This window comes from Photobacterium sp. DA100 (assembly GCF_029223585.1).
In the GTDB taxonomy this organism is placed as follows: Bacteria; Pseudomonadota; Gammaproteobacteria; order Enterobacterales; family Vibrionaceae; genus Photobacterium.
In genome coordinates this window covers 164,927-190,771 of record NZ_CP119424.1, presented here as the reverse complement: position 1 = coordinate 190,771, position 25,845 = coordinate 164,927, and the positions used below count along the sequence as shown (strand labels likewise).

Annotated in this window: 21 protein-coding genes, 1 tRNA gene and 1 pseudogene; 14 read left to right on the top strand and 9 right to left on the bottom strand. The window is 47.7% G+C overall.

Translation table 11 applies throughout. The features are described from left to right. Window positions 1-307 precede the first annotated feature (307 nt). A complete protein-coding gene (locus tag PTW35_RS18575) occupies window positions 308-997 on the top strand; it encodes a VIT family protein (protein ID WP_281028447.1) in 690 nt (229 codons plus the stop codon). A gap of 164 nt (window positions 998-1,161) precedes the next feature. Continuing rightward, the gene (locus PTW35_RS18570) at window positions 1,162-2,097 is read left to right on the top strand and encodes an endonuclease/exonuclease/phosphatase family protein (RefSeq protein ID WP_281028446.1); all 936 of its coding nucleotides are present in this window, start codon (window positions 1,162-1,164) and stop codon (window positions 2,095-2,097) included. Window positions 2,098-2,128: 31 nt separating this feature from the next. On the opposite strand, the gene PTW35_RS18565 is transcribed toward PTW35_RS18570, so the two are convergent. Continuing rightward, window positions 2,129-5,422: a mechanosensitive ion channel domain-containing protein gene (locus PTW35_RS18565; RefSeq protein WP_281028445.1), complete on the bottom strand. Its 3,294-nt coding sequence runs from the start codon at window positions 5,420-5,422 to the stop codon at window positions 2,129-2,131. Window positions 5,423-5,667: 245 nt separating this feature from the next. Here PTW35_RS18565 and PTW35_RS18560 point away from each other — a divergent pair, with 245 nt between their 5' ends. Both PTW35_RS18560 and PTW35_RS18555 read left to right on the top strand, forming a co-directional pair. Then, window positions 5,668-6,057 (top strand): universal stress protein, encoded by a 390-nt coding sequence (locus PTW35_RS18560; protein ID WP_281029100.1) that lies wholly within the window; start codon window positions 5,668-5,670, stop codon window positions 6,055-6,057. A gap of 106 nt (window positions 6,058-6,163) precedes the next feature. Next, window positions 6,164-6,946 carry a nitroreductase family protein gene (locus PTW35_RS18555; RefSeq protein ID WP_281028444.1) on the top strand — a complete coding sequence of 261 codons (783 nt, stop codon included), beginning with the start codon at window positions 6,164-6,166 and terminating at the stop codon, window positions 6,944-6,946. Window positions 6,947-7,030: 84 nt separating this feature from the next. On the opposite strand, the gene PTW35_RS18550 is transcribed toward PTW35_RS18555, so the two are convergent. Together PTW35_RS18550 and PTW35_RS18545 are read right to left on the bottom strand one after the other, a co-directional pair. Next, the gene (locus tag PTW35_RS18550) at window positions 7,031-8,170 is read right to left on the bottom strand and encodes a conjugal transfer protein TraF (RefSeq protein ID WP_281028443.1); all 1,140 of its coding nucleotides are present in this window, start codon (window positions 8,168-8,170) and stop codon (window positions 7,031-7,033) included. 201 nt (window positions 8,171-8,371) lie between these two features. Beyond that, window positions 8,372-9,382, bottom strand: coding sequence for a hypothetical protein (locus PTW35_RS18545; RefSeq protein WP_281028442.1), 1,011 nt, complete (start codon window positions 9,380-9,382; stop codon window positions 8,372-8,374). Window positions 9,383-10,002: 620 nt separating this feature from the next. Here PTW35_RS18545 and PTW35_RS18540 point away from each other — a divergent pair. The 3 genes and pseudogenes from PTW35_RS18540 (at window position 10,003) to PTW35_RS18530 (ending at window position 12,390) form a co-directional block, all read left to right on the top strand. Next, a pseudogene (locus PTW35_RS18540) lies at window positions 10,003-10,652 on the top strand (Qnr family pentapeptide repeat protein). 361 nt (window positions 10,653-11,013) lie between these two features. Further along, entirely contained in the window at window positions 11,014-11,256 is a 243-nt protein-coding gene (locus PTW35_RS18535) for a YdcH family protein (RefSeq protein WP_281028441.1), read from the top strand. 201 nt (window positions 11,257-11,457) lie between these two features. Continuing rightward, window positions 11,458-12,390 (top strand): universal stress protein, encoded by a 933-nt coding sequence (locus PTW35_RS18530; RefSeq protein WP_281028440.1) that lies wholly within the window; start codon window positions 11,458-11,460, stop codon window positions 12,388-12,390. 88 nt (window positions 12,391-12,478) lie between these two features. Here PTW35_RS18530 and PTW35_RS18525 read toward each other — a convergent pair whose 3' ends face one another. Continuing rightward, window positions 12,479-13,735 carry an adenylosuccinate synthase gene (locus tag PTW35_RS18525; RefSeq protein WP_281028439.1) on the bottom strand — a complete coding sequence of 419 codons (1,257 nt, stop codon included), beginning with the start codon at window positions 13,733-13,735 and terminating at the stop codon, window positions 12,479-12,481. A gap of 154 nt (window positions 13,736-13,889) precedes the next feature. On the opposite strand from PTW35_RS18525, the gene PTW35_RS18520 reads away from it, so the two are divergent. Continuing rightward, window positions 13,890-14,798, top strand: coding sequence for a LysR family transcriptional regulator (locus tag PTW35_RS18520; RefSeq protein ID WP_281028438.1), 909 nt, complete (start codon window positions 13,890-13,892; stop codon window positions 14,796-14,798). A gap of 170 nt (window positions 14,799-14,968) precedes the next feature. Continuing rightward, on the top strand, window positions 14,969-15,235 hold the full coding sequence (locus tag PTW35_RS18515; protein ID WP_281028437.1) for a hypothetical protein: 267 nt from the start codon (window positions 14,969-14,971) through the stop codon (window positions 15,233-15,235). 272 nt (window positions 15,236-15,507) lie between these two features. Here the strand turns inward: PTW35_RS18515 and PTW35_RS18510 are convergent, their stop codons facing one another. After that, the gene (locus PTW35_RS18510) at window positions 15,508-16,383 is read right to left on the bottom strand and encodes a LysR family transcriptional regulator (RefSeq protein ID WP_281028436.1); all 876 of its coding nucleotides are present in this window, start codon (window positions 16,381-16,383) and stop codon (window positions 15,508-15,510) included. Between the two features lie 133 nt (window positions 16,384-16,516). Between PTW35_RS18510 and PTW35_RS18505 the strand changes: the two genes are divergently transcribed. Then, a complete protein-coding gene (locus PTW35_RS18505; RefSeq protein ID WP_281028435.1) occupies window positions 16,517-17,539 on the top strand; it encodes an aldo/keto reductase in 1,023 nt (340 codons plus the stop codon). Window positions 17,540-17,756: 217 nt separating this feature from the next. Here the strand turns inward: PTW35_RS18505 and PTW35_RS18500 are convergent. Next, window positions 17,757-17,847 (bottom strand) — tRNA-Ser (locus PTW35_RS18500). Between the two features lie 389 nt (window positions 17,848-18,236). On the opposite strand from PTW35_RS18500, the gene PTW35_RS18495 reads away from it, so the two are divergent. Both PTW35_RS18495 and trxC read left to right on the top strand, forming a co-directional pair. Beyond that, window positions 18,237-18,434, top strand: a complete 198-nt coding sequence (locus tag PTW35_RS18495; RefSeq protein WP_039460297.1) for a hypothetical protein — start codon at window positions 18,237-18,239, stop codon at window positions 18,432-18,434. 165 nt (window positions 18,435-18,599) lie between these two features. Further along, window positions 18,600-19,034 carry a thioredoxin TrxC gene (trxC, locus tag PTW35_RS18490; protein WP_044620582.1) on the top strand — a complete coding sequence of 145 codons (435 nt, stop codon included), beginning with the start codon at window positions 18,600-18,602 and terminating at the stop codon, window positions 19,032-19,034. Window positions 19,035-19,109: 75 nt separating this feature from the next. Here trxC and PTW35_RS18485 read toward each other — a convergent pair whose 3' ends face one another. Beyond that, window positions 19,110-20,726 carry a methyl-accepting chemotaxis protein gene (locus PTW35_RS18485; protein ID WP_281028434.1) on the bottom strand — a complete coding sequence of 539 codons (1,617 nt, stop codon included), beginning with the start codon at window positions 20,724-20,726 and terminating at the stop codon, window positions 19,110-19,112. A gap of 274 nt (window positions 20,727-21,000) precedes the next feature. On the opposite strand from PTW35_RS18485, the gene PTW35_RS18480 reads away from it, so the two are divergent. After that, a complete protein-coding gene (locus PTW35_RS18480; RefSeq protein WP_281028433.1) occupies window positions 21,001-22,830 on the top strand; it encodes a hybrid-cluster NAD(P)-dependent oxidoreductase in 1,830 nt (609 codons plus the stop codon). 291 nt (window positions 22,831-23,121) lie between these two features. Then, entirely contained in the window at window positions 23,122-23,520 is a 399-nt protein-coding gene (locus tag PTW35_RS18475; protein WP_281028432.1) for a hypothetical protein, read from the top strand. Between the two features lie 111 nt (window positions 23,521-23,631). Here the strand turns inward: PTW35_RS18475 and PTW35_RS18470 are convergent, their stop codons facing one another. Then, a complete protein-coding gene (locus PTW35_RS18470; RefSeq protein WP_281028431.1) occupies window positions 23,632-24,174 on the bottom strand; it encodes a copper resistance protein NlpE in 543 nt (180 codons plus the stop codon). A gap of 175 nt (window positions 24,175-24,349) precedes the next feature. Next, on the bottom strand, window positions 24,350-25,753 hold the full coding sequence (locus tag PTW35_RS18465; RefSeq protein ID WP_281028430.1) for a tryptophanase: 1,404 nt from the start codon (window positions 25,751-25,753) through the stop codon (window positions 24,350-24,352). Window positions 25,754-25,845 lie beyond the last annotated feature (92 nt).

Below are 25,845 nucleotides of genomic sequence, written 5' to 3'. Positions count from 1 at the left end.
CGGATTACATTCACAATCGCATATTTTTTATTTGTGTTGAATGGAATGTGTATTTATCACCACCTAAAAATACTGCCCTCTTTCACAGGGTAAAATCACGATTAAGCGTAAGGCGATGGCATTATTAACGCCCCTAGCTTGAGCCGATTGTAACTCAGGCGTCAGAAGCACAGGCGCTCACATCATACTGACCAAACTGAGCCTGCCAGCAATATATTTTCGCCTTCTGTCAAATACACTGCGTTTATTTGTGATTATTGATTTATGCTTAATTTAACCGGGCGAGAGACCTAACGGGGGATAATATATGAGCCACAAGGAAAACCACCGTTCGCACCGTGCTGGCTGGCTACGAGCAGCGGTGATGGGGGCCAATGATGGCATCGTATCAACTGCCAGCCTGATTATTGGCGTTGCCGCGGCCAATACCACTCAAGATAGTATCCTTCTGGCAGGTATTGCCGGTTTAGTTGCCGGTGCGATGTCCATGGCGGCTGGCGAATATGTGTCGGTAAGCTCACAGCTGGATATTGAAAAAGCCGATTTGGCACTCGAACAGCGCTCACTCGAAGAAGACTACGAAGAGGAGGTCGTGGAGCTTGCCCAAATTTACGAGCAACGAGGGCTCGATCCGATACTGGCCCGTCAAGTTGCCGAAAAACTGATGGACCATGACGCACTCGGGGCCCACGCCCGAGATGAAATTGGACTGTCGGATAGCCAAGGAGCAAACCCGGTTCAAGCCGCCGTCTTCTCTGCCACTACCTTTACGATCGGTGCCGCCCTTCCATTGCTGGTCGCATGGATTGTGCCGCTATCACTGCTCATCACTATGGTTGCCGGCTTCTCTCTGGTCTTTTTGGCTTCCCTCGGAGCCATCGCCGCAAGAGCAGGCGGAGCATCAATAACGATTGGGGCAGTTAGAGTCACTTTTTGGGGGGCTTTAGCCATGGTGCTGACAGCGGTGGTCGGTCGAATATTTGGGGTCGTAGCCTGATCGAGAAACAAATGGAAACTTCGGGAAGTGTGTATTTTGCGCCTGCAACAATGCTGCTGTTGCATTCAAACTGTTTGTCTTCCCGCACCGTCATTCTTACACATCGCCTTTTTGTTCACCCGCTGTAACAGTACCGTTTTCAACAGCGATGGCCGACTATTCCCATGACCGCTTCAAAACTACTGCTCGCGCTTGGGTTGCTATTATCTTCACCGTTACTTGCTGCAGCCTCAAGTAACAGCACCGGTACAGTAACCATCACAACCTGGAACCTCAATTGGCTGACAGCAGATAAAGCGAATGGACAGCAGCGGGCGGACGTTCCATCGAGAGTCGCGAGTGACTACCGAGCATTGGCCAGTGTTCTCAATGAAATATCGCCCGACATATTGGCCTTTCAGGAAGTCGCTGACCCTCAATCAATCGGCAAGGTAATTCCACTCAACCAATATCGGATAGAATTCTCAAGCAGGAAAACTCAGAGCAACAAAGGGCCCTGGCCGCAGTTTGTCGGTTTTGCCATTCGAAAAGGAATAGATTACCGACGCCACCCCGATCTCCATCAACTGGATATATGGGGTAACCAATACCTACGCTATGGTATTGATATCTCACTCTACCCAGACGGTAAAAACGAACTAAGACTACTAGCTGTCCACCTCAAAAGCGGTTGCTACAGTAACCGTCACCGCAACAAGAACTGTACTGTTTTAAAAAAGCAATTTGAGGTACTCAAAAACTGGATAGCCAAACGGCAAGAACAGCAACAGTCCTTTATTATTTTGGGGGACTTTAACCGCCGACTGGCGAATAAGGGGGACAAATTCTGGACCGCTCTCACCGCTGAACTGTCATCGGCTCCGACACTGGCCACCAATGGGATAACAAGCCAATGCCGCTCGCAGGTCTATAACAAGCGCAAACGGCAATGGGAGGTGAGGCAATACCCCGGGTTTATCGATCACTTTATTGTCGGTAGCCGAATACAAAAAAAGAACACCACCGAGGTACCCTTTTCTGAATATCTTTATACCGAACAACAACTGAAACAATATCAGCTCAGTGACCATTGCCCGCTGTCAATCATGCTGCAGCTGTAGGCTCCCTTGTTGCAGCTAAGGACACCAAGCCCTAATCGCCGCGTGGTTTACCTTTCCCCTGATTCACATCCCTGACGTGGATATCCAATTGCGGGAAGGCAATCTCAATACCGTTCTCTTTGAACAAACGGTCAATGCTCTTGTTGATCAGGTGGATAGTCGATAAGCGATGCTCTATTGCGGTAATGTAAACCCGCAATTCGAAATCTAAACTACTGGCGCCGAAAGCAAGAAAATATACCGAGGGCGGGGGCTCTTTGAGCACCAGCGGATGGCTAGTGGCCGCCTGATAAAGGAGCTGCTCGACGCGCTCGATATCAGAGCCATAGGCAACACCAATCGGGATCACGATACGGGTAATAGGATCGGTCAGTGACCAGTTGATCAGCTTTTCAGTAATGAAAACCTTGTTAGGCACAACGATTTCCTTGTTATCCCAGTCTATGATCGTGGTCGCCCGGGTCTTGATCTTACTCACCGTTCCCGACAACTCATTGATGGTGACAATGTCACCGATACGGATAGGCCGCTCGAACAAGATGATCAGGCCAGAAATAAAGTTGGCAAAAATCTCCTGCAGGCCAAATCCCAAGCCGACCCCAAACGCTGCGACCAACCACTGTAACTTCGACCATTGGAAACCGATGAACGAACAAGCGGCGAACACCCCGACTAGCATCAGCAAGTAGCGTATCACGGTCGTTGTGGCGTAACCCATACCTGGGGATAGATCCAACCTGCGCAGTACCAGCAGCTCCAAAATACCGGGAAGATTCTTCACCGCAATAAACGTAACCAGTAGCGAGATAAGCGCATACAGCAGCGACTGAAGCGTGATATCCACCATCACCACCCCGGTCTCGCCCACTTCACTTACCTGCCAGACGACCTTGTGGGAGAGCCAACTGGTCATCTCGAGAGCACTCGACCACAAGGTCAGCAAAGCCAGAACAAAGCCGAGCAGGGATAGCCCTCTTAGCAAGGTGAGCGATTGCTCGCTAACTTGCTCTGCATCCAAACTACTCTCTTCTACTTCCGGCATCACTTCCCGCAGCTCGGCCAGCTCCGGAGGCTCGCCTGCCTGCTCTTGCTGATGGGCCAGCAACTCCTCTCGCCTTTCCAACAAGCGCTGATAGTGCAGTTGGCGGTGTTCCAGCTTGAGCCATCGCTCTCCCATCTGATAGGCCAGCAACCCCCCCAACATCAAAAACAGAGTCAACTGCTGGTAGTTGAGCAATACCCAGGAAGCCAGGTAGAGCCCCATAACAGACATCAATATTATGACGAAAAAAGAGCCGATGACTAAACCGCGGATCAGCATCAGCGGTACCCCCTGATGCAGGGGGGACGGCAACACCATAGGTAAACGTTCGCGCTTGAATAAAAAAGTATAGATATAGGCCATACAACCGACCAGCAGCAAAAACAGTACCCGTGATGCCTCTGCTTCCTTCTCGCCAGATACCAGCTCAGTGCAATACAAGGCAAGCAGAATAACAATCAGCGGCCAGCGCAACCGCCGGCTTTCGCGACATAAGTAGCGGCAAATTTCCGAAGGCCAATTGAGATGCAGATCCAATACCCCGTCCTTGGCAGTCAACCCGTGGATCAGCTCCAAGACAAATAAACCACATGCGCTGGCGGAGATCAGTGAGGGGAGATCACCCGAGGTCGGTAATGGCCACAGCCAATAAATGCCAAGGGCAGTCAAGCCGTACCACAACGGCCAAATGACGGCCCGGAACACGGCTAAGAAAAACAAAATCAAGGTATAGCGAAATTTATCTCTCAGCGGATGGCCGAAGAGGCTTTTGTAGTCCATCCTGTACTGATCGCTGAGCCGGGTTAGTCTTGACCGCAAGAGGGTAAACAACAGCGTGTAGGCTGCAATGGAAAACGCCAGCGCCAGTTGCTGCTGCTGGGTTGTCCTTTCGAACAACACTTTGAGGGGGGTATGGGCACCAAACCACACATTCATTTCAAACCGTGTCAGGTTTTTCCACAGCGGCAGGTTGCTGCGTATCCATAATTGCTGCTCGCGGAGAAAAACCCGAGCATTATTCACCTCGTCTTTATATTGAAGAGTGGCAGCCTGCAGGCGGCTAAGCTCATTGATCAGCTTGTCATACTCTTGTTTAAGCCGAGCCAGAAGCTCTTGGTGTAGCTTTTTGAGCTTTAATGCAACCTCAGAGTCAGCCTCCTGAATCATTGTACGGCTACCCGCTTGGTCGCCAAAAGCGGTATCGGTGCGAAGTTGGCTGATCTCATATTTTCGGATATGGGCATTGGCAATTTGATCAGGAATGGCACTGACGGAGACGCGACTTGGCAAGCGCTGTAATTGTGCCCTGATAGAAGCGCCGAATGCGGTACTTTCTCTCAGCCAGTCCAAATTATTCTTGATGAGTACTTGTTCATCGTTGAGGCTTTGCCTTTCGGCTTGAATACGGTGAATCTCAATGCGCGCTTCATCCACACTGAGCAGAACCCGCTCTAGCTCTTTCGCAAATTCCAACTGTTTAGCTGCTTGCTCCTGCAGTGTTTTGATGCTTTTCTCTGGCCCCCCCGTGGAATTGTGAAGCTCTGAATTGAGCTGCTCGGCTTTGGCTATCAGAGCCCTAGCCGACCCCTGCTCTATCTCGGTCAAACGTCTTTGCAGCTTGGCCTGTAAGGGCGTTGCCAAGTCTATTTTCTTTGCCAGAAAGTCCTGCTCTAGCTGTAGCAATTCACTGCGTTCATCCAACGTCTGCTGCGCCAACAGTTTTTGCTCTTTTTCTTGCTGGAGAGTCGCAACATTGGCCAGAGCCAACCATGATTGCAGCTTATCCGTACTTTCACTGACAGTTAGCGACGCCTGTTCCAGCTGGGTATTGAGGCTGACGATTTCATTGGGTAACGAAACCCTGGAGTCATTGAGTCTCTTCCGTTGTTCGGCATTGTCCTTGCTCGCGGTTTGCCATTCACTGAGCGAAGCTCGCAACCTTGCCAGCGCTTGTGATAAATCTTCATAGGTTTCCAGTTGCTCCGTTTGAAAGACGGGAAGTTGTTCGGCCTCATTGATCTTCTGGCGAAGAAGCCTTCTCTGCTGCGGAAACTGGGTAACGACAGCGCGTAGCTTAGCTTGCTCTTGTTCCAAGCCGTTCTGATCACTCAGGCTTTGAGCCAAGCTTTGATACTGGCGGAGTAGATTTTCATCTTTGGGATTCTCGTTGTTCAGGCGCTCAATTTCACTATTAACAAAATCGATATCCGGCAGTGTTTGCGCGCCTACTCCCAATGTCAGTAACAGCGACAGTCCAAGGCAACAAATGAGCTTTCTAACCAAGCACCACACCCACACAGCCTCCGTTTGCAAAGCCAATATTAAAGTGTAGAAGCCTCTGCTGGCAGGCAGGTTATCAAGATTAATACCTATTTAGACATGGACAACCGGTTTAGCCCACACGCCTTATTGGTGCTTTTAGATGCATTACTAGGACGTATCGCAAGTCAGTGCCTTTTCTGCCATCAAAAGACACGTGCAGCGCTAGACTTAAGGAAAACCTGTCGCCACAAATCAGGAGTCACATGATGAGCTATCAGCATATCTTAGTCGCGGTTGATTTATCTCAATCCAGCAAGGACGTAATTGATAAAGCAGTGTCATTAGCTAAAGATGCGAAGTGCAAACTGTCCTTTGCTCATGTCAATGTTGATAGAGTTGCTTTGACGCCAAAAGAAAAGCAGGCATTGGAGCAAGAATTGCAAACCCTCGCAGAGCAGTGTGGCTATCCAATCACTGACACTTTAGTGGTCATTGGCGACCTCCATATCAAGCTCTCTGGAATCGTGAAAAAAATGGATATTGATTTAGTCGTATGCGGACATCATCATAAATTATTCAGCCGCATTTTTTCTTCCATTCCCAAGTTAGCAAACGCCGTTGAAGCTGACTTATTGGTCGTATACCTCAACCAATAACCACAAAACGCCTTACAATACGAGATGCTTTCTTTTAGATTATCAATAGCAGGCCTAAGCCAAAGTTTGGTACTTTTGTTTTTCCATCATGCTGTAAGGACACACTGTGGATATTCTTTCTCACCTTCATGCCCACCGCTCTATTCGCCAATATTCCGAACAACCAGTAAGTGACGATGTTTTACAACAGATCCTCCAAGCAGGGATCAGGGCGTCATCTTCCGGCAACATGCAGTCATATTCAATTATCGTGACCAAGGACAAGGGCCGCCGCGAAGCCCTGTTTGAGCCGCACATGCAGCAAAATATGGTGGTTGATGCCCCAGTGCTGCTAACCTTCTGTGCCGACTTCAGGCGCATGAAAAAATGGCTGGCGCTCAACAATGCCAAGCCAAACTTCGATAATTTTATGAGCTTCATGATCGCCGCTATCGACGCCACATTGGTATCGCAAAATGTGGCGATTGCCGCCGAAGCCAAGGGGCTGGGACTTTGCTATATGGGGTCAACGTTGGCTAATTGCGACAAAATCGGTGAGATCTTAGAGCTCCCATCAGGTGTCGTGCCAGTGGTCGGCTATTCACTCGGTTACGCTGATGAAGCGCCAGAAACCCGAGATCGTCTTCCATTGAGCGGGTTGGTTCACAACGAAACCTACCATGATCATACTGATGATGAAATCCAGGCAATCTACCACCAGCGCGAGACCGATGGCTGGAACCGCTATATGTCTTACCCCGAGCTAAAAGCCAAAATTGAAGAATCCGATGTGCAAAACCTAGCGCAGATATACACCAGTCTGAAATACACCCGCGACTCCCATGTTGGCTTTTCTGAGACCGTACTTCACTATCTTGAAAAACAAGGTTTCATGAACCATGCAAAATAAATAGATCATTTATTTAAGAAAAGCATGAAAAAAGACGATTGTTAACACTATAACAATCGTCTTCTCCTATCGTTTCTGGCCAATTTAGAAGTGGAAGACCAGTTGCGCGGAAGCGCCATAGCTGTCATCTTTGCCGTACAAGGCTGCGATATCTAAACCGAATTTACCAAATGGCTTCAAACCGATCCCTGCGGTTAGGACATCATCGGCATAGTCAGTCATGCTGTGGATATATCCCAAGCGTAGCTGTGCCATACGCCAAGCATCCGCTTCCAGACCAACACGGGCAAACTGGGTTTTATAGGTATGCTCTTTGAAAGGTTTATTGCTGTTGAGATCGACATCGGCAGCAACAGTAAAACGCGGATGATTATAGGCAATCGCAGCAGTGTACTGGGTATTGACTTCGAAGGTTGCTTGGCTGCCGTTACTGATATTAGTTTTAAGCGACTGAGAAAAGAGGTTCTTGGCGCTCGCGCCCAGCATTACATTGCGGCTAAGCGCGTAAGCGACCCCCAAGTCGGCATTGAACGCTGACTTATCGACATAATCTGAGCCGATATCAAAATCATCATTGTCGAATGTATCAATGGTATCTTGGTAGTTATAAGTCAATATTTGCTGGAACTTCGGCGAAAATCCCAAACTCAGATCGCGTTCCAAAAAAATAAACTCTTTGGCAAAAGTAAAGCCTATATCGACCGTGCCACCGGCAATACCTTGGGCGCTAGAGTTGACGATCTCCTGGTTATTGAGATCATTCTCATCGATATCTGTTGTCACCAGTGCCGTAACGTGGCTGGATACAAAAAAGTTGGTGCTGACAACACGGTTGGGTATAGCGATGACCATACCAATATTGGCATCGCCATCAATGCGCTCGTTATCAAGACCTTTCAGTGCAGCAATCCATTCATCCTGTAGATCAGGATTGCCTGCCAATTGATCATTCAAGTCCTGAAATGCATCGACCCGGTCATGAAGATCATTGCCATCATAGACACGGCCTCCAACCACAGGGAGGATCATGCCAAAACGATCATAGTTTTTATTCTGTGTGGCCAGCGCTGGATTATGAAAGCTCGCCGTCAGGTAATTGGCTGATGCAACCCCGGCACCGCCCATCCCTACACTGCGTGTGTCGGAAAGTGTGGTTGAAGCCGCCGCTGGGAGCGACAAAGAAACCATTGCGATCCCTGCAGCCGCTCTTTTCACTGTCACCATGTTAGTCCCTGAAAAATTTTGTCTTTGTTCTTTTGAATATTGTGCAATTAAAACATGCCGAGGGATGCTGGGGCTAGTCACAATTTTGTTTCAAGTTGATAAAGAGTGATGGGGGTAACGGTTCTTTAATCCCATAACACACCTTTCCTTTATCACAATACCGCCCCCAGCCGATCATCTCTATACTAGACGCAAAACGTGCTAAGAGAACCAACGTAGCCATGTTGCCGCAATTCTACTCTCATCAGCTTTCGATAACTCAACAATGCCACAATCACGCTGTGTGTACAGATACGAAGCAATATTATGAGCCGCTTGTATATGTGCGGCAAGAAAGAGCTGAACAGTTTCATCGGCCATTGACATCGGAGACAAAGTATTGACTGCTGAGCCATGGGCTATTAAGTGGATTTTTACTCCACGCCTATTTTTATAGGTAGATACTAGCTCGCATTTTTCGACGAGGGTTAATACTCCACGAGCAACTAAACCGTCGAGCTCTAACTCATCATCAGCAGACGTCACCGTTGAGAGATACTTTTCGCTACTGATGTTACCGAACTCTTCTTCGGAAATACTGATATTGCCACTACATAAAAACAATAAATTGCATTGTTGTAAAACCTGCTCTTTACTGGAGTAGCGAATACTATTCGCACCAAGTCTAACAACCTTAACCGGATCTATATCGTATACATAGGGCGCGTTACCGCTAAGACGATTTAACTCATCAACAATGCCTTCACCTAAATTCCCCAAGCCTATCACTGCAGCATTAAGTAGTTGGGAACCATATAGCCTCAGGCTGAAACGATCACGCAGTGCTCTTTCCGTATAGTGAACAATATTTTGTGAAGCACTAAAATCACCACTCCGTTTCAGCTCCGTCTCAGCGATAGACTGTAACGGAACTTTAAGCGGAACTTTTTGATAACGGTAATGCCCATTTGCCGTCATCTCAGTAATCCCTAAAAAGTGTTCTTTATACTTTTCATATAAACTCGATGCCAAGTCACAAAAATAACCACCATGATCAAGAATAACAAAATCCTGACCATTTATATCAAGGTTATCAATTATTACCTGGTGTTTATCTTGGTTATAAAAATCAGATTTTAAGGGGTAAATTAATTTAACTTTAGGATTATCCTTAAAAACACTCTCTATTGATGAAGAAAAAGATCGCGTTGCTTCTTTAGGAATAAGAAGCACCTCATTAAACAGCCGAGTCAGAGCTAAAGTATATGGGATATCGCTTTAAGGCCTGTTTACGATCAGATATATTCTCTATATTAAACTCAAGCACTAGCTTGTATGTAATCCTTGACGAAATCATTAAATCCATCTACTAGAATAAAAATCTTTGTTATGTTTATGCCACTTACAACAACGTTATTTAAATAACGATTAATTACTCCTATTCTTCAATACTTTAAATCAAGATGAATTATTATACCTATTGCATACAAGTTGTATAGAGGACAATTTTTGCGTTCACGGCTGATCTCTAATAACTATTCTGCCTCCATAATCTGAGCTGATTTAAGCTAGCATCTCTTCTAAAATGGCTGAACTTGAAGCCACCAAATACTTTAAAGACTTGATGACAAAGACTCTCCTGTATAGTGACTTTAACTGAACTGCAGTTCCTACCATTATTCAGCCCCATTCAGGCCGTTTGCACTTCATACCTCTCAACGTTAACAGAAACTAACGCCACAGATTCACGATTAAGCTGTTAAAAAATGCTAGCCATGCTCAACTTTCTCTGGCTTTTCAGCCTTTTTTACCTGTAATCTGCCGGATAAAGACGCAAGTAATGGCAATTTCTAATGAAAGACCAAACCTATATCGAGCACGATTTTTCAGGGCAAGACTTTGAATATGCCCAGTTCGAGAACTGTACCTTCATCCGCTGTAACTTCAGCAGGGCTAATTTTACCGAAGCCGAGTTCACCAATTGCCAATTCATCGAGCGGGGCGATGTCGAGGGGTGCCGTTTTGAATATACCAAACTCAAAGAAGCCAGCTTCAAAGATTGCGACCTCAGCATGGCCAACTTCCGCGGTGCACAGTGTTTCGGCATCGAGATCCGTGCCTGCAACTTGAAAGGGGCAAACTTCTCCCAAGCCAGCTTCGCCAACTACCTAACCCAAAACAACTACTTCTGCTCAGCCTATATATCGGCAAGTAATTTGGCCTATGCCAACCAGAGAACCAACGATTGGAGCAATGTGAACTATTTGAAAACCGCTGGACAGGTGCCAATTTAGTCGGTGCTTCTCTTAAAGGCTCAGATCTCAGCCGGGGTGAGTTCTCGGCCGATAGCTGGGGACAATTTGATATCGAAGAGTGCAACCTCTGCCACGTTGATCTAACCGGTCTTGATCCAAGACGCGTCAGCCTGAAAGGCGTCATGATCTGTGATTGGCAGCAGGAGCAACTGCTAGAGCCTCTGGGGTTGATAGTAACGGCAGGATAATTGTATGGCCTCACTCCTGAGGCCTATTTGAGGACAATCGCGGCAGCGAAACCAAATAATATAACGCCTGCGACGGTTTCAAAAGGCGACGTTATCTGGGCCAACCATGGCGTTATTGAAAAATCCTTGCCGCCAATTGACTCGAACATTGCGATCAAAGAGCTCCCCCATAAGATTCCTATAAATAGTATTTAAATGGCCTCTCTGAATAACCCGCTCTTTGCTAAAAGGTGATCATGTTATTGGTTCTACAAGATTAATCACATTTCCCCCTACTTTTTGTAGGGAAGTCCGGTCGATACTGCCAGAGCTGCTATCCTATTAGGTGCAATTAGCCCGAGAGTAAAGTTTAGGAGGTTGTATGTTAGGAGAAGATCACTCATTACTCAGCGAGTTTCCGCAGTTCAAAGATACTATTTTCAACTTATCCGCAAACAACGATGTGTTTGCCAAAGATGCAATAAAGTACGATTCTCTGGATAAGGAAATTCGCGAACTGGAGCTCAGCGGCTCCCCTATCGATGATGTTGCCATGCACCAACTCAAGCACCAGAGAGCCGAATTAAAAGACTCGCTTCACCAACGTTTGCTAAGCGGCAACTAATGATAAAAGTAGATAAGGCCATCGTTTGATGGCCTTATCTGATTGTTTACCCTATTGACGGAAAATTCTGATCCATCCCTCAAATTCCGTCTCACAAACGCGTAATTCTGTTACCAAACATGAACCCGACAGGCAAGAGAAATACAACCGTTATAAACTAACTTCAATAGCGACATTTTTTTGCGTGTTTAAGGAGGCAGTATGAAACTCAATCGACTATTGGTTACCATTGCTCCTGAGCAACCCCTCAACGATTCCTTTCACCAAGCATTTTGGTTTGCCAACCAATGTTCTGCACGGGTCATCCTGCTGACAGTTATAGAAGAGCTCTGTGAGTTAAAGGAGGTGGCCAATTATTCAGATACTGCGGTCAATATTATCGAAGAGGCCCAAAAGTTTTACCACCGACAGTTAAATCAACACGTTGAGGTGCTCAAGACCCAATACCCCAACATCACTTTTGACACTCACGTTCGTATCGGCATTCCGCACATTGAAATCGTCAAGGAAGCCAAATCATCGATGGCCAGTATGGTCATTATCGATTCAACTCGGGCAGATAAAAAAACGGCCTGCCAGCGAGGCCGCAATACCTTAAATGTAATACGTAAATCCGAAGTCCCAATCTGGTCGATTAGCTCCTATTCCAAGCCTATCGAGCAAGTTGTAGCCGCCATCGATCTTAGCAATATCGAATATCAAGAGTTTAATAAAAAACTGGTTGCCCTTGCGATTGAGTATTGCGAAATAACGGGTGCCGATTTAACACTGTGCCACGCCTGGCGGCTCGACTCCGAAGGCTACCTGAGAAAGTGGAGCGGCTATGACGATAATGATATCGAACAGCTCTCGCAGAAAATGAAACAAGAGCGGATAGAACGGCTAAAGTCGTTATTGGTCCCACACCAAAACAGTCCGGTCAATACGAAAATTGAGATTGTCGAAGGGGAAGCCAGAGAAGTGCTACCGCTATACGCATCAGCAAAAGGTGTCGATGTAGTGATCCTCGGCTCGCTCTCACGTACCGGTATCGCCGGTTTCCTGATGGGCAATACGGCAGAATCAATGATCAATCAACTAAGCTGCTCAGTACTAACGCTCAAGCCAGATTCCTTCGAATCACCTGTCGAATAGCAGCAAATCATCATCAAATAAAAAGCCAGTACCAAGTGTGGTACTGGCTTTTCTATATCCGATTCAGATAGTTATAACCAAAACTAAATTAGCGCATGATCATCTGTTCACGGCCAGGACCAACAGAAACCATTTTCACCGGTACTCCCATCAGCTCTTCAATGCGCAATACGTAATCCTGCGCAGCTTTTGGCAGCTCTTCAAACTTGCGGCAACCGGTGATGTCTTCGCTCCAGCCTTCCATCTGCTCATAAACAGGCGCAAGCGCGGCAGTTTGAGGCCAGATTGGGTTCTCACTGTGGTCACCATCGTATGCCACACAGATTTTCAGATCGCTCAGGCCGCTTAGGCAATCAAGCTTGGTCAGGGCGATTTCAGTTGCCGCCTGCAGCTCTACACCATTCTGGGTTGCTACGGCATCGAAGTAGCCCATGTCTCGTGGACGGCCCGTTGTGGCACCGAACTCACCGGCGGCTTCACGGAAAGCATCTTGCTCTTCCATTGCTGTGATCAGCGTGCCCGTACCGACCGACGAGCTAAATGCTTTGGCTACAGCTATTACACGCTCTGGGCGAAGGGCTGGCAAGCCACTACCGATACCGGCATACATAGAGACAACGTTAGACGATGTTGTCCATGGGTATTCACCGTAGGTCAAGTCACGGCCAGCACCAAGCTGGGCTTCAAACAGCAGGTTCTGGTTTTCAGCCTGCAGCGCTTTTAGCGGCAAGGTCACATTGCAGATCGCATCACGCCAAGGTTCAGACACTTCCAGCAACCAGTCGGTCATTTCTTGGGCTGTCTGGCTGAACTCAAAGCTCGGGTAAAGGGCTTTTAGCTGTGGTAGTTTCCAGTCCATCCAGAACTGGATTCGCTCGCGCAGTACTTCTGGCTGCTTCAGCCAACCGACCAAAATACCTTTTTTCATAACGCGGTCGCCATAAGCTGGTGCTATGCCCTGACGGGTTGAACCGTAGGCTGCATCACCCAAGCGCACTTCTTCTAGAGTATCTTCAAGAGCGTGGAGTGGAAGACACAAGGTCGCACGGTCTGAAATGCAAAGGTTTACGTTAACCCCAGCAGCTTTCACTTCGGCTAGCTCGGTAGATAGAGGCTCAGGACTGATAACCATACCAGGGCCTAGCACCGCAAGACAGTCAGGGTTAAATACGCCGCTTGGCAACTGGTGCAGCTTGAACGTTCCCAGATCGTTAACCACAGTGTGGCCAGCATTATTACCACCTTGGAAACGAATACTTGCAGAGGCTTGCTCGGCAAGGAAATCAACGATTCGGCCCTTGCCTTCATCACCCCAGTTTGCACCAACAACAACGATAGACGACATAATTAACTCTCCCAAACAAAGATGCGATTATGCTAAGGCGACCCAGCCAATAAGAAAAATTAATAATTGTTATAACCCTAATAAGGATTCCATATGGGAATTTGTGACAAACGGCGTAGAATAGAGCAATTAGCAATTCTATAGGCGAGTCTTTATGCTTGATCTCAATTGGCTTAATACTTTTGTTACCCTGGCTCGATTAGAGCATTTCGGCAAAACAGCCTCTGAGCTGCACATGACCCAGCCTAACGTCAGCTTGCATATCAAGCAGTTGGAACAAGCCACCCGGGTGAAGTTGGTCGAGCGCAACCCGTTTCGCCTGACCCAGGCAGGCGAACGCCTACTGCAAAGCGCTCAATCGACGCTGCAAGAGCTGCAAGTATGTCAATCTGATCTCAATGCAATCAATGATTTATCTCAGGGTACGCTCTCAATAGCGGCCAGCGATATTATCTCTCGCCTGTTGCTGATCAAACCCTTTCAGTCATTCAAACGTGAATTTCCCGGAATCGATCTTTCCCTGTTCAACACCACCTCTACCCAAGCCGCCGAACTGGTCAAAAGCGCCAAGGCAGATCTAGGCTTTGTTATTGCTCAGAAAGAGAGCCAGCCATTGCACTTCACCGAACTGCGCCAGATTCGCTGGTGCGCACTGGGGAATGGCTTAAGTGATTGGCAACAGCAAGCCAAAGAAGGAAGGAGCAATCCATCAGGCGAAGAACCCACATTGATCTTATTGGGCCACGACACCCGCACCCGGGATCTGATTGATCTTGCTTTGCCTAGCTTACACTTACCCAAATACCGGGTAATGGAAGTCGGCAGTGTCGACGCCCAAATCGACTGGGCCGAAGCGGGCTTTGGCATCGCCATCGTGCCGGCATTTTCGCTGCATCCGAAGCTCAACCTGAAAAGCACCATTACCCCACTGCCGGACTTCCCGACCACAAGCCTTGGCTATATCGTGCGCCAAAACCAAGTGCTGTCCCGCGCCATCAAGCAGCTATTGCATTGGGTGAGTGAAGAGATTAGCAATTCCCCGCACGGTAACCCTACGAAATAGAGTGTCACCTCAGGTGTCGTGCCGGCATAGCTCGGCATGATTATTACCTGTTAGCAAAAGTGATTTATTCAGTAATCGCATTATCATCATTAGTAAAACAATACATAATCCCTCCCACTCGAAACACAGCAATTTTCTGCTAACTATTAAATTCACAAAGGTAGAGGGTGATGAACCGTTTTATTTTATCAACAGTACTTTTGTCGTTTTCAACTACGGCCCTTGCCGATTTGAAGACCAGCCGAACCGAATTCTGCTCTTGGACCTTAGCTTCAGAGCCCACAAACCATGCAGTCGACCCTATGCCGCATGACTATAAATCTGCATTCGACAGTCCTGCAAAAGCCACTAGCGTGAAACAGCTATATATCCCTCAGTCGCTTGAGGATGCCCGGAAGCAACTGGATGACATCGATTTAAATACTTACAAAATTTAAATCACGATAAATACGCAGGGGTTTCGGGAGCGTTAGATACAAAAAGCCTCAGCGTTTCTGCTGAGGCTTCGTTGTAGTGGCGGAGCGGACGGACTCGAGCGCCTTAGCGTCACCTACTTTTTTACTAAGAGAAGAAGTAAGGATTCCGGAGTTAGGTGAAAAATGGCTGCTGCCGGTAAAGGGATTGCTTGGGTTTCATTTCATGCGGTTAAAGCTGGACTTGAGCGTGGAGACATAGTTTTTCTCGTTGTTTGTCACGTGCACGATAGGGTTTATTTTGTGATGAGGTACTGCTGCAAAAACTGAATGAACATGGCTACTCTATTTGGTCTATGAACAATGTGGGGATAGAGTAGATACATTTCATACCGTTCTGTTTCAGCACCTTCAAACAAAGGGATCAGTTGTTTCCTGTTCACTTCACTAGCCACCGAATAGTCTGCGATTCGAATCACTCCATATCCTTCCACTGCTAATTTCACTAGCAACTCATGATCGTTAACATCTAGCCAGCGTTTTAGGGGAATAGTGCTATTGCCGAAACCCCATGTAGTTGTCTCGCTATCTACTAAGCAGTTGTGATTGCTCAGGTCATCAATACTCTTCACTGGGCCGTGAGTCTTTAGGTAGCTTTGAGATACATAACACTGGTGCTGATAATCGAATATCTTCTTTGCTACCATATTTTCTGGTGGTTTAGTCGTCGACCTAATGGCGAGGTCAAAATCACTTTCGATAAGATCAAACTTGCTGTAACTACAGTCAATGGAAAAAGTGACGTGAGGGTAAGATTGTTTAAACTCGACTATAGCATCCAATAGAAACGTCTTGCAGAACAGTCTTGGTGCGGTAATTTTTATTAGCCCTTCGATAGAGGCATCACTTTGCTCTGTGCTTCTCTCTATATCCCACAGCGCTTTTTGAATTATCTTCATTCCTTCAAACACAGCTTGCCCTTCCTGTGTAAGGCGTACGGAGCGAGTAGACCGAATGAGAAGTGCTACACCCATCTCTTTTTCTAGCAAAGTAATTTGATTTGATAGGTGGCCACGAGAGATGTCCAACGATTTAGCTGCGGTGGTAAAGCTGAGCTCCTTTGCTACAGCATTAAATAGCATCATACGCTCAAGTTTTTTGTGGTTTCTCATAGTGCTGACTTAAAAATACTCGTTATGTTTGTATTATATATCGAACAATGAATTCTGTATTGTCGTATTTTCCTAACAAAGATAGATGGGTACTATTTTCCTTGTAAGAATAACGGAAATTAGAGAGCGACAAATGAATATAAATGATAAAGCCCCCTTTGAAACGTATGTTGCTGATGGGCAACGTTACCAAGAGATGCAATATCGTCGTTGTGGCAATAGTGGTGTGCAATTGCCCGCGCTGTCACTTGGGCTTTGGCATAATTTTGGCCAAGTTGATAGTTTTGCAAATTCACGCGCAGTAATGAGGGCGGCATTTGATCTGGGCATTACCCATTTCGACTTGGCAAATAATTATGGTCCCCCTTATGGATCAGCGGAAGAGACATTTGGTCGTTTAATAGAACTTGATTTTAAACGCTATCGCGATGAGTTATTTGTGTCGACAAAAGCTGGCTACGATATGTGGCCTGGCCCATATGGCAATGGGGGTTCTCGAAAATACCTCATCTCTAGTTTGGATCAATCACTGAAAAGAATGAACTTGGATTACGTTGATGTGTATTACCATCATCGACCGGATCCAAATACTCCGATAGAAGAAACGGCAATGGCGCTTGATAGCTTAGTTAGGCAAGGCAAAGCATTATACATTGGCTTATCTAATTACAATACTGAACAAACTCGTCAAGCATTAGAAGTATTTAAGCAACTGGGTACACCTTGTACTATTCAACAATCTGAATATTCGATGTTGAATCAGACGGTAGAAAAAGGCCTCCTTGATCTGTTGGGTGATAAAAAGGTAGGGATGATAGCGTTTTCACCATTAGCACAAGGAGCGTTAACCAATAAATACTTGAATGAAAAGCCGGTTGATAGTCGTGCCAACCGAGAGCATTCATACTTTGACCATCAATTACTAAAGGAACAGCTCCCCAAGATCACAGCATTGGCAAAAATTGCCGCATCTCGCGGTCAGTCTCTTGCCCAAATGTCGTTGGCATGGCTACTCAATGACATAAGAGTTACTTCAGTTCTTATTGGTGCGAGTAGTGTCCAACAGTTATCTGAAAACGTCGCATCACTGCAACATTCCCAGTTCAGCGAAGAGGAGCTAGCCACAATTAGAGCCATTTTAGCTACAAAGGAATAATCAATGACCATAAGTTGTCTTGGCTAGCAGTGAAATCTTGATATCGAAGGGATAACCACGATCACATAGTGTTTTCGGGATACAATCCCTTGTGAAATAAGAAGAATTTGGTGCTTTTAGTAAGTACATTGTCTCACCCAATTGCGGTTAAGTGATTTGACAAGCCTCAGATACGAAAAAACCCGTTGAAAAACAACGGGTTTAATACGATTTGATGTGGCGGAGAGATAGGGATTTGAACCCTAGATACGCTATTAACGTATGCCGGTTTTCAAGACCGGTGCTTTCAACCACTCAGCCATCTCTCCGTAAGTGCGACGAATGATATGGGATCCTACGACCGCTGTAAACCCTTTAAAAACCAATTGACCAAGTTATCAACAAACAACTTAGAATTGCAACAAACGCATTAATATACAATCAGTTACATGATTAATTATCAAACTACCAATAGGCATAAAAACGCTGAGTCAAAAAGGGAGGGAAGGCTGCTCGAAAAAGTGATCTGACAACGTGAATTTTTACTGGTGTGGAACCGTCAACATTACCCCCGTTTGTCGGTGGAGAAAAGCAAGTTTTCATAGAAATTGCACAATTTTGGGATGTGTCACAAAGTAGATTTTAACGTCTTAACGTCAGCAAATTCCTCTGATAAAGATAAGTTGATTTCGACGCAGGGATTATTTAGGAGGTTAATGTGTCTATCAATTCTATCGACCATAATGAAATGTCAGATGTGTCCTCAAAGTGGGATTTCAAAGACGAAACCGCTTCACACATCTCCCAGAACAAACGCCAGCAAGCTGAAGCGCGTCGCCGTATTGAAATGCTTCGCGACATCCGTGCCAGCGGCCTTACCATTGAGGAAGCTAAAGAACTGGGCTTGATACACTAAGCCAATTAACTATTGAAGAATAACGAACAACGATATAACGACCGTAGACATTGAGGTATACCTAACCGATAGATTATTTCTATCAATATAATCTGTTAATCCTGCTTTGCTTATACTTGGGTAGTCGTTAAATTAGTAAGAAACAAGACTTACTGGAACCCGATTATGACTACAATGACTACCCGCTGTCCTCACTGCAAGGCCATGAACCGTATTCCAACGGCGCGAGTGAATGACATCGCCAACTGCGGTGCCTGTAAGGATCGCCTGCTAGACGGCATGCCTATTGAAGGTACGCAGGACAATTTCCTTTCCCTGATCCAAAGTGACAAGCCTGTTGTGGTTGATTTCTGGGCCCCTTGGTGCAACCCATGTGTCGGCTTTGCCCCTATCTTCGAAGATGTCGCCAAAGAGCGCAACGGAGATGTACGCTTCGTCAAAATTGATACCGAAGCCCAGCAAGCGCTGGCGGCACAGTACCGTATCCGCAGCATCCCCACTATTATGGTATTCAAGAACGGTCAAATGGTAGAGACGATCAATGGCGCGTTGCCTAAAGGCCAGTTTGACCAGTGGCTAAACCAAGCCCTGACCAAATAAGCCTATTTGACTACCAGTAAAAAACCACAAGCTGGCACTTGTGGTTTTTTGTCTCGGGAAGAAAAGTAAAGGTACTTACACCTTAAATTGCTTGAGCTGATCACCCAAGGTGGCAGCCGCTTTACTCAAAGATTGGCTTTCCGACGCCAAATGTTGAGCCGCTTTGTTGATATCATCCGTCGCGGTATGAATAAGGTTAACCGTATTGTTCACCTCCTCGGTAACCGTGCCTTGTTGTTCAGCGGCCGTTGCCACCTGCATGATCATATCGTTGGCCTCTGTCACCAAGCTAGCAATGCGATTCAACTCACTTTGCACCTGCTCACTATGCTCAACACTGTTTTGTGTCTGCTCGGTACTTTCCGCCATTGACTTCACGGTGTTGAGGGTACTTTCCGTTAACTTGTCGATTGTTTCCTGGATTTCGATCGTCGACTGCTGAGTGCGGCTGGCAAGGTTACGCACTTCATCGGCTACCACGGCAAAACCGCGCCCCTGCTCACCGGCACGGGCAGCCTCGATTGCAGCATTGAGGGCAAGCAGGTTGGTTTGCTCCGAAACCCCCTGGATCACCTGGGTAACATTACCAATCTCTTCTACCCCGGCTTTTAGCTCGCCGACTCGCTGATCGGAGTGCTCTATCCCTTCAGAAACGCTATGGATCGCCGCCATCGCCTGCACCATACGCTGATTACTCGCATCAACCTGTGCGTTGATTGCCGCAGTTGCCGATGAAACGGTCTCGGCATTTTGGGCGACATCATTGATAGTGGTGCTCATCTCTTCCATTGCGGTAGCCAGCTGGGCCAACTGCTGGTTTTGCTCGGTGATCGACTGGGCACACTGCTCACTGGCAGCGGCAATAGTACCGGCCATACTCACCGACTGCTGGGCATTGTGGTTGGCAGCCAGCAATGTGGTACGCATCGCAGATGATGCTTGATGCATCGCTTCCGCAATTTGGCCGATTTCATCCCGGCGCTCCATGGTAAAGTTTTGTGTTAAGTCGCCTTGCTCAAGCTTACGGACGCGCGCGGTCAATTGCTGAAGCGGCTGACTAATGTCATTGCTGATCCACACCCCGAAGACCACCAAGATAGAGACAACAACCAGACTGACACCAAGCTGGAAAACAGCACTATCAAAAAAACGCGCTTCGATATCGAGAAGGTGGACCCCCGTACCGACCACCCACCCCCACTTGGCAAAGTTCTCGACATAGGAAATTTTCTCGGAAACCTCACCGCTAGGTGCAATCCAGGCGTAATCCAAAAAACCACTGCCGGATAAACGGCCAATCGTGGTCATCTCCAGCCAGTGCGGCTTACCAGCGGCGTCGGTTATGGACTGCATCGATTGCCCTTCCTGCTGCTGACGCAGTGGGTGCATAATCAGCGTATTATCTGTGGCAATCACCCAAAAATAGTTATCCCCATCAAAACGCATTGCCGCCAACGCAGCTTTTGCTTCCTGCCTAGCGGTCCCCTGATCGAGTGGATACTTGTCCGAATAGTATTGCACCAAAGAAATCGCAGCTTTCACCTGCTCTTGCATTGAGATTTTGCGATCCGCAATATCACTTTGGTAACTCTCATTGGCCTGAAATGCTGTATTAACAAGCATTAAAATAGCTGCAATCGCGATCAAAGCCAATAATTTGGCTCTTACCCCATAATGCCTTAATAGGTTCATAGTTCCCTCTTTAAAAACAATTTATATTTTGTAGGTATTATGAACGACCAAACAGGCTTAATTCTTACAAATATTCATAAATTTCATACATCTAGCTGCAAATATTGTAAATAAGTATAAATTCACCAAGCATAATTTTGCGACCGTAAAAGTTTTTCACGCTAATTTATCAAGCAACAACACTCCACCAGCAATAAAATTGACACCGGAACCAAACCGTATTTGATAAAATGGCGTTATCCAAGCCAAGAATAACGACACAAGGATGCTAACAGTGAGTCAATTAGCCAATATTCCGACGCTAAACCAGATCAACATATTTCCCGTGAAGTCGATAGCAGGAATAAACCTGTCACACGCATGGGTTGAGCAACAGGGGTTGAGTTTCGATCGACGCTTTATGGTCTCGCGGCTTGACGGCAGTATGATCACGGCAAGAAAGCATCCTCAATTAGTCAAAGTGTCCGCGGCATTGTTGTCTAACGGATTGGTACTCGATTTTCCCGGCCAGCCCCCGCTGACACTCCGTTATACCGACTTTGAAATGGTCGAGTCTGAAGCAACCGTGTGGAAGGACACCTTCAACGCATACCTCACAACCAAGGAAGCCAATGACTGGTTCAGCCGAATTATCGGTGAACCGGTCCAATTGCTGTATACCGGTGAACAATCCCAACGCCTGAGAGCCAAGATCAATCGGCATGTCAGCTTTGCAGATGGCTATCCTCTGCTGGTTATCAGCGAAGCCTCACTGGAGGCACTCAATGCCCGCAGCCCCCAGCAACACACGATGGATCAGTTCCGCACCAACTTGGTGGTATCCGGCACCGAGCCTTTTGCCGAGGATGGCTGGAAACGGATCCGCATCGGCGGCGTCGAGTTCGAAGTGGTGAAGCCGTGTGCCCGGTGTATCCTCACCACGGTGGATCCCGCTACTGGCGAGTTCAATGCACTCAAAGAGCCGCTTAATACCCTTTCATCCTTCCGCTCAGACGGCAGTGGCGAAGTTTTCTTCGGCCAAAACTTGGTCGCGCTCAATGAAGGGATCATTCGTGCAGGTGATAAGATCGAAGTACTTGAGGCCAAGCCAAAAGACATTTATCTCGACAACGGCAACCAAGCCCTCACCCTGACGTGTGTTGAACGCGAGGAGATCGCCCGCGACTTTTGTACCTTCTGGCTTAAGCCTGCCCAACAACAATCACTGCCGCCTTATCTGCCGGGACAGCACCTCCCCGTCCAGGTAGAAATTAACGGTGAATATGTGGCCCGCCGCTATACCCTTTCGTCTAGCCCCTCCCGACCGGGACGCTATGGGATCTCCGTTAAGCGAGTCGATGACGGCCGGATTTCAAACTGGCTCCACGACCACTTCCAGGTTGGCGACACCTTGGTGGCCCAGCAGCCTGACGGTAGTTTTCACCTAGGCCATCACACCGACAAACTGTTATTGCTCTCTGCCGGCAGCGGTGTGACACCGATGATTTCGATGCTGCGCTACCTAGCCGATCATGACCAAGTCCGCGACGTGATCTTCTACCACCAGTGCCGCTCCCAAGCCGATATTCCCTACTTTGGGGAGTTAAAAAAACTGGAGAAGCATTTCCCCGGGCTGAAAGTGATGATTTCCCTCAGCCGCCCGAACAAGCACTGGGGCGGGTTGTCTGGCCGCCTTGAAGTTACCCATTTGGAAATGATCGATTCATTAACCGAACGACAAGCATTCGTCTGCGGTCCCGGCCTCTTCATGGACGATGCCAAGGCACTGCTGCTCAATGCCGGCCTCGATGCGGCGCAGTATCACCAGGAAGCTTTTGGCCCCATAACCCGCGAGAGCAACAAAGTCGAAGCGGTGACTATCAGTATCAATGGCAACCTGTTCAGCGGCGATAACCAACAGACCTTGCTGGAACAGGCGGAAGCGGCAGGGCTCAGTGTGCCCAACAGCTGTCGTGCCGGATTCTGCGGTGCATGCAAAATGACGTTAGAATCGGGAGAGGTGGACCAGCCCGACGTGCCCGCCTTGCTACCGGGAGAAAAAGAATCGGGCAAGGTACTGGCATGTTGTTGCGTGCCGAAATCCGATCTCGAACTGGTCAACTAGGCATTACTACACTGCCAAATAAACAGCCAACGGTAGACATACTGGCAACATCAACAAGATCTGGCCAAGGCCAGATCTTTTTTCATTTGTACTTGGCTGGGTTAATCACATACTAGCCTTGTAATAGGCTGGCTTGGTTCTGGGTATACGCCACTTAAACCGCCCATTGTGCACAGTCGTGATTTGACTAATTGAGTGCACAAGAAATAGGATACCAAGGCACCTGGCAATCATGTTCAGTTATACGCTGTCAGCTGAACGAATACACCTTGATCAGTATGAGTTATCCCAATGTCTAATGTCGTCCAGTTCTCTATGTTCAGTGGTAGTAAGAAGACCAACACTGCCCAACCCAACAATTCCCTAAGCCCTAAAGCCTTAAGGGAACAGGCAGCATTGAAGCAAGACAACCGCTGTTATTTCTGTGGTCAGCGCAAGGAAGCCAAAGAGCTTAGCTGGCTGGATAAGACCGGTTTTAAGGCAAAGGCTCATGTTATCTGCGGTACTTGCAGTTCTGCTGCTAAGTCGCGTTCAATGGATGAACTCCGGATAATCCTTGCACTGAAAGCGCTGGATTTCAGAACGGTTAAGATTCAGCAGTACCTTGAGTTGAGAGAAAAAGGTGTCCAGATAGATGGTGTACGTGAGTACAGGTTCTACTTTGAAACTGCTAAGTCATTAGGGTCATGAGCTAAGGCACGCCGATGAGAGAGGCTTGCATTGCTCCTGCAAAAAAAAGGATCTAGCGACATGCGAGATCCTTTTTTTCGTTACCAGCCGCCTTCTGGTGGCTGTTAGCAATTACTGCTTGCGCAGCACGTAATGGTCCGCCAAATCACCGGTTACCCGGTTACCTTCTTGGTCTAAGCGGAACAACTGATTTTCGCCGACAAAGTACTGCACAGAATCATCTCCGGCCCCTGGTAGAGCGATGGTGTTGCCTGCATTATTCCAGTTAAAGGAACCTTCGTATTCAAAGATATTGTCTTCCTTGCCTAGATACACCTCGGTCAGGATAAACGTACCATCCTTTTTTACGATCAGCTCAGTCTTGATCCCTTCGCAATCAGCACAAGGCAAGATACCGGTATAGGTGCCATCCCAATCCAGCGCGTTACGGGCGCTGTGGGCAGAATCGGCTACCGGTTGAGCCACTTCTGGCTGCTCTATCTCAGGCAGAGTCACCGGCACTTCTGCCGTTGAAGCGTCATCCGCTTGAACTTGATTTTCAACTACCACCGCAGTATCAGTCTCAGTTTGAGATGGGGACTCAGGTGTGGCTTTTTGATCACATCCCGTCAGTACGAAGCCAGCCACAACCAGTGCAAGTAAGGTCTTTTTCATTTTGATATCCTTAATGAGCATTCTCATATAACTTGGTATTTATTGTAGTGCTAGGATTGTGGGCACAGCGTCATCGCTACGTTAGAAATCAGTCAAAAACCACCGCAACCCAGCAGGTCGCGGTGGTTCTTTCGTCAAAGTGTTCGTAATTTACCGGTTGATAGTAAAAAGATCTTTAACCATCGACCGGCTTCAGCCTCGCAGTAAAGTGGCGCAACACCGGAGGCTCATACTCAAATTCCAGCCCGCGAATTTCACTGGCCCGCTGGCTAACCGCTATGAGCGCATCGGCAACGTAGTCCATATGATCATTGGTATATACCCGCCGAGGAATCGTCAGTCTCATCAACTCCAAGGCCGTCTCTTTCTGCTTCCCGGTTTGCGGATCCCGCCCCATCAGCAACGAGCCGATTTCCACCGCTCGCACGCCGGATTCCAGATAAAGCTCATTGCACAAAGCATGAGCCGGAAACTGATGCGAAGGAATGTGGGGCAGCATTTTCCTGGCATCGACAAACACCGCATGCCCGCCGGTGGGATACTGAATAGGCACCCCGCCCTCGCGTAGCCGCTCGCCGAGGTATTTCACCTGGCTGATCCGGTAATGGAGAAAGTCTTCATCCGCCGCTTCGTATAATCCCCTAGCCAGGGCTTCCATATCCCGCCCGGCCATACCGCCATAGGTGACAAAGCCCTCCATCGGGACACAGCGGGTTCGCACCGCCTGGAACAGGCCTTCATGATCTTTGATACAGCACAGGCCGCCGATATTCACCATGGGATCTTTTTTCGCCGACATCGTCAGGATATCACCGTACTGGTACATTTCACGGATGATCTCGAGGATGGATTTATCCGAATAGCCCGCTTCGCGCTGCTTGATAAAGTAGGCATTCTCACAATACCGGGCCGAATCAATCACCACGGGGATATCGTTCTTCTGCGCCAACTCATACACCGCTCGCATGTTTTCCATCGCGACCGGCTGGCCACCCGAACTGTTGCAAGTCACCGTGGTAATGATGGCCGCAATATTGATCGAGCCATATTGCTCTATCGCGGCTTCGAGCTTCTCGAGGTCAAAATTACCTTTCCAGTCATCATAGGTGGACGTATGGAAAGCCGTTTCAGTGAGCAGGTTAATGGCTTTGCCACCACTCATCTCAATATGGCCCGCAGTGGTGTCGAAATGGAAGTTTGAAAGAAAGATCGCCTCCGTCCCTCCCCTCACCCGGCGCATCCGGTCAATCAGGCAAGGGAACAGGATTTGCTCGGCACCGCGCCCCTGGTGGGCTGGCACCGTCAGCTTGTAGCCGAAGAAATGTTTCACCGCCTGGCAGAGATTGTAATAGTTACGGCTTCCGGCATACGCCTCGTCCCCCATCATCAAGCCAGCCCACTGGTTATCACTCATCGCCCCGGTGCCCGAGTCGGTCAACAGGTCGATATACACATCTTCGCTGCGCAGCATAAACGGATTATAGCCAGCTTCGATCAGCGCCTTGCGACGATCTTCTTCATCGGTCATCCGAATACGCTCTACCATCTTGATACGAAATGGTTCAGGGATCCTTTTCATCTCTTTTCTCCAATAAAGCCGCCTGTACTTATCAGCCAGCGGCAACAGACAATTAAATCAACGGTGTGAAAGCCACACTGATGTCATCGTTT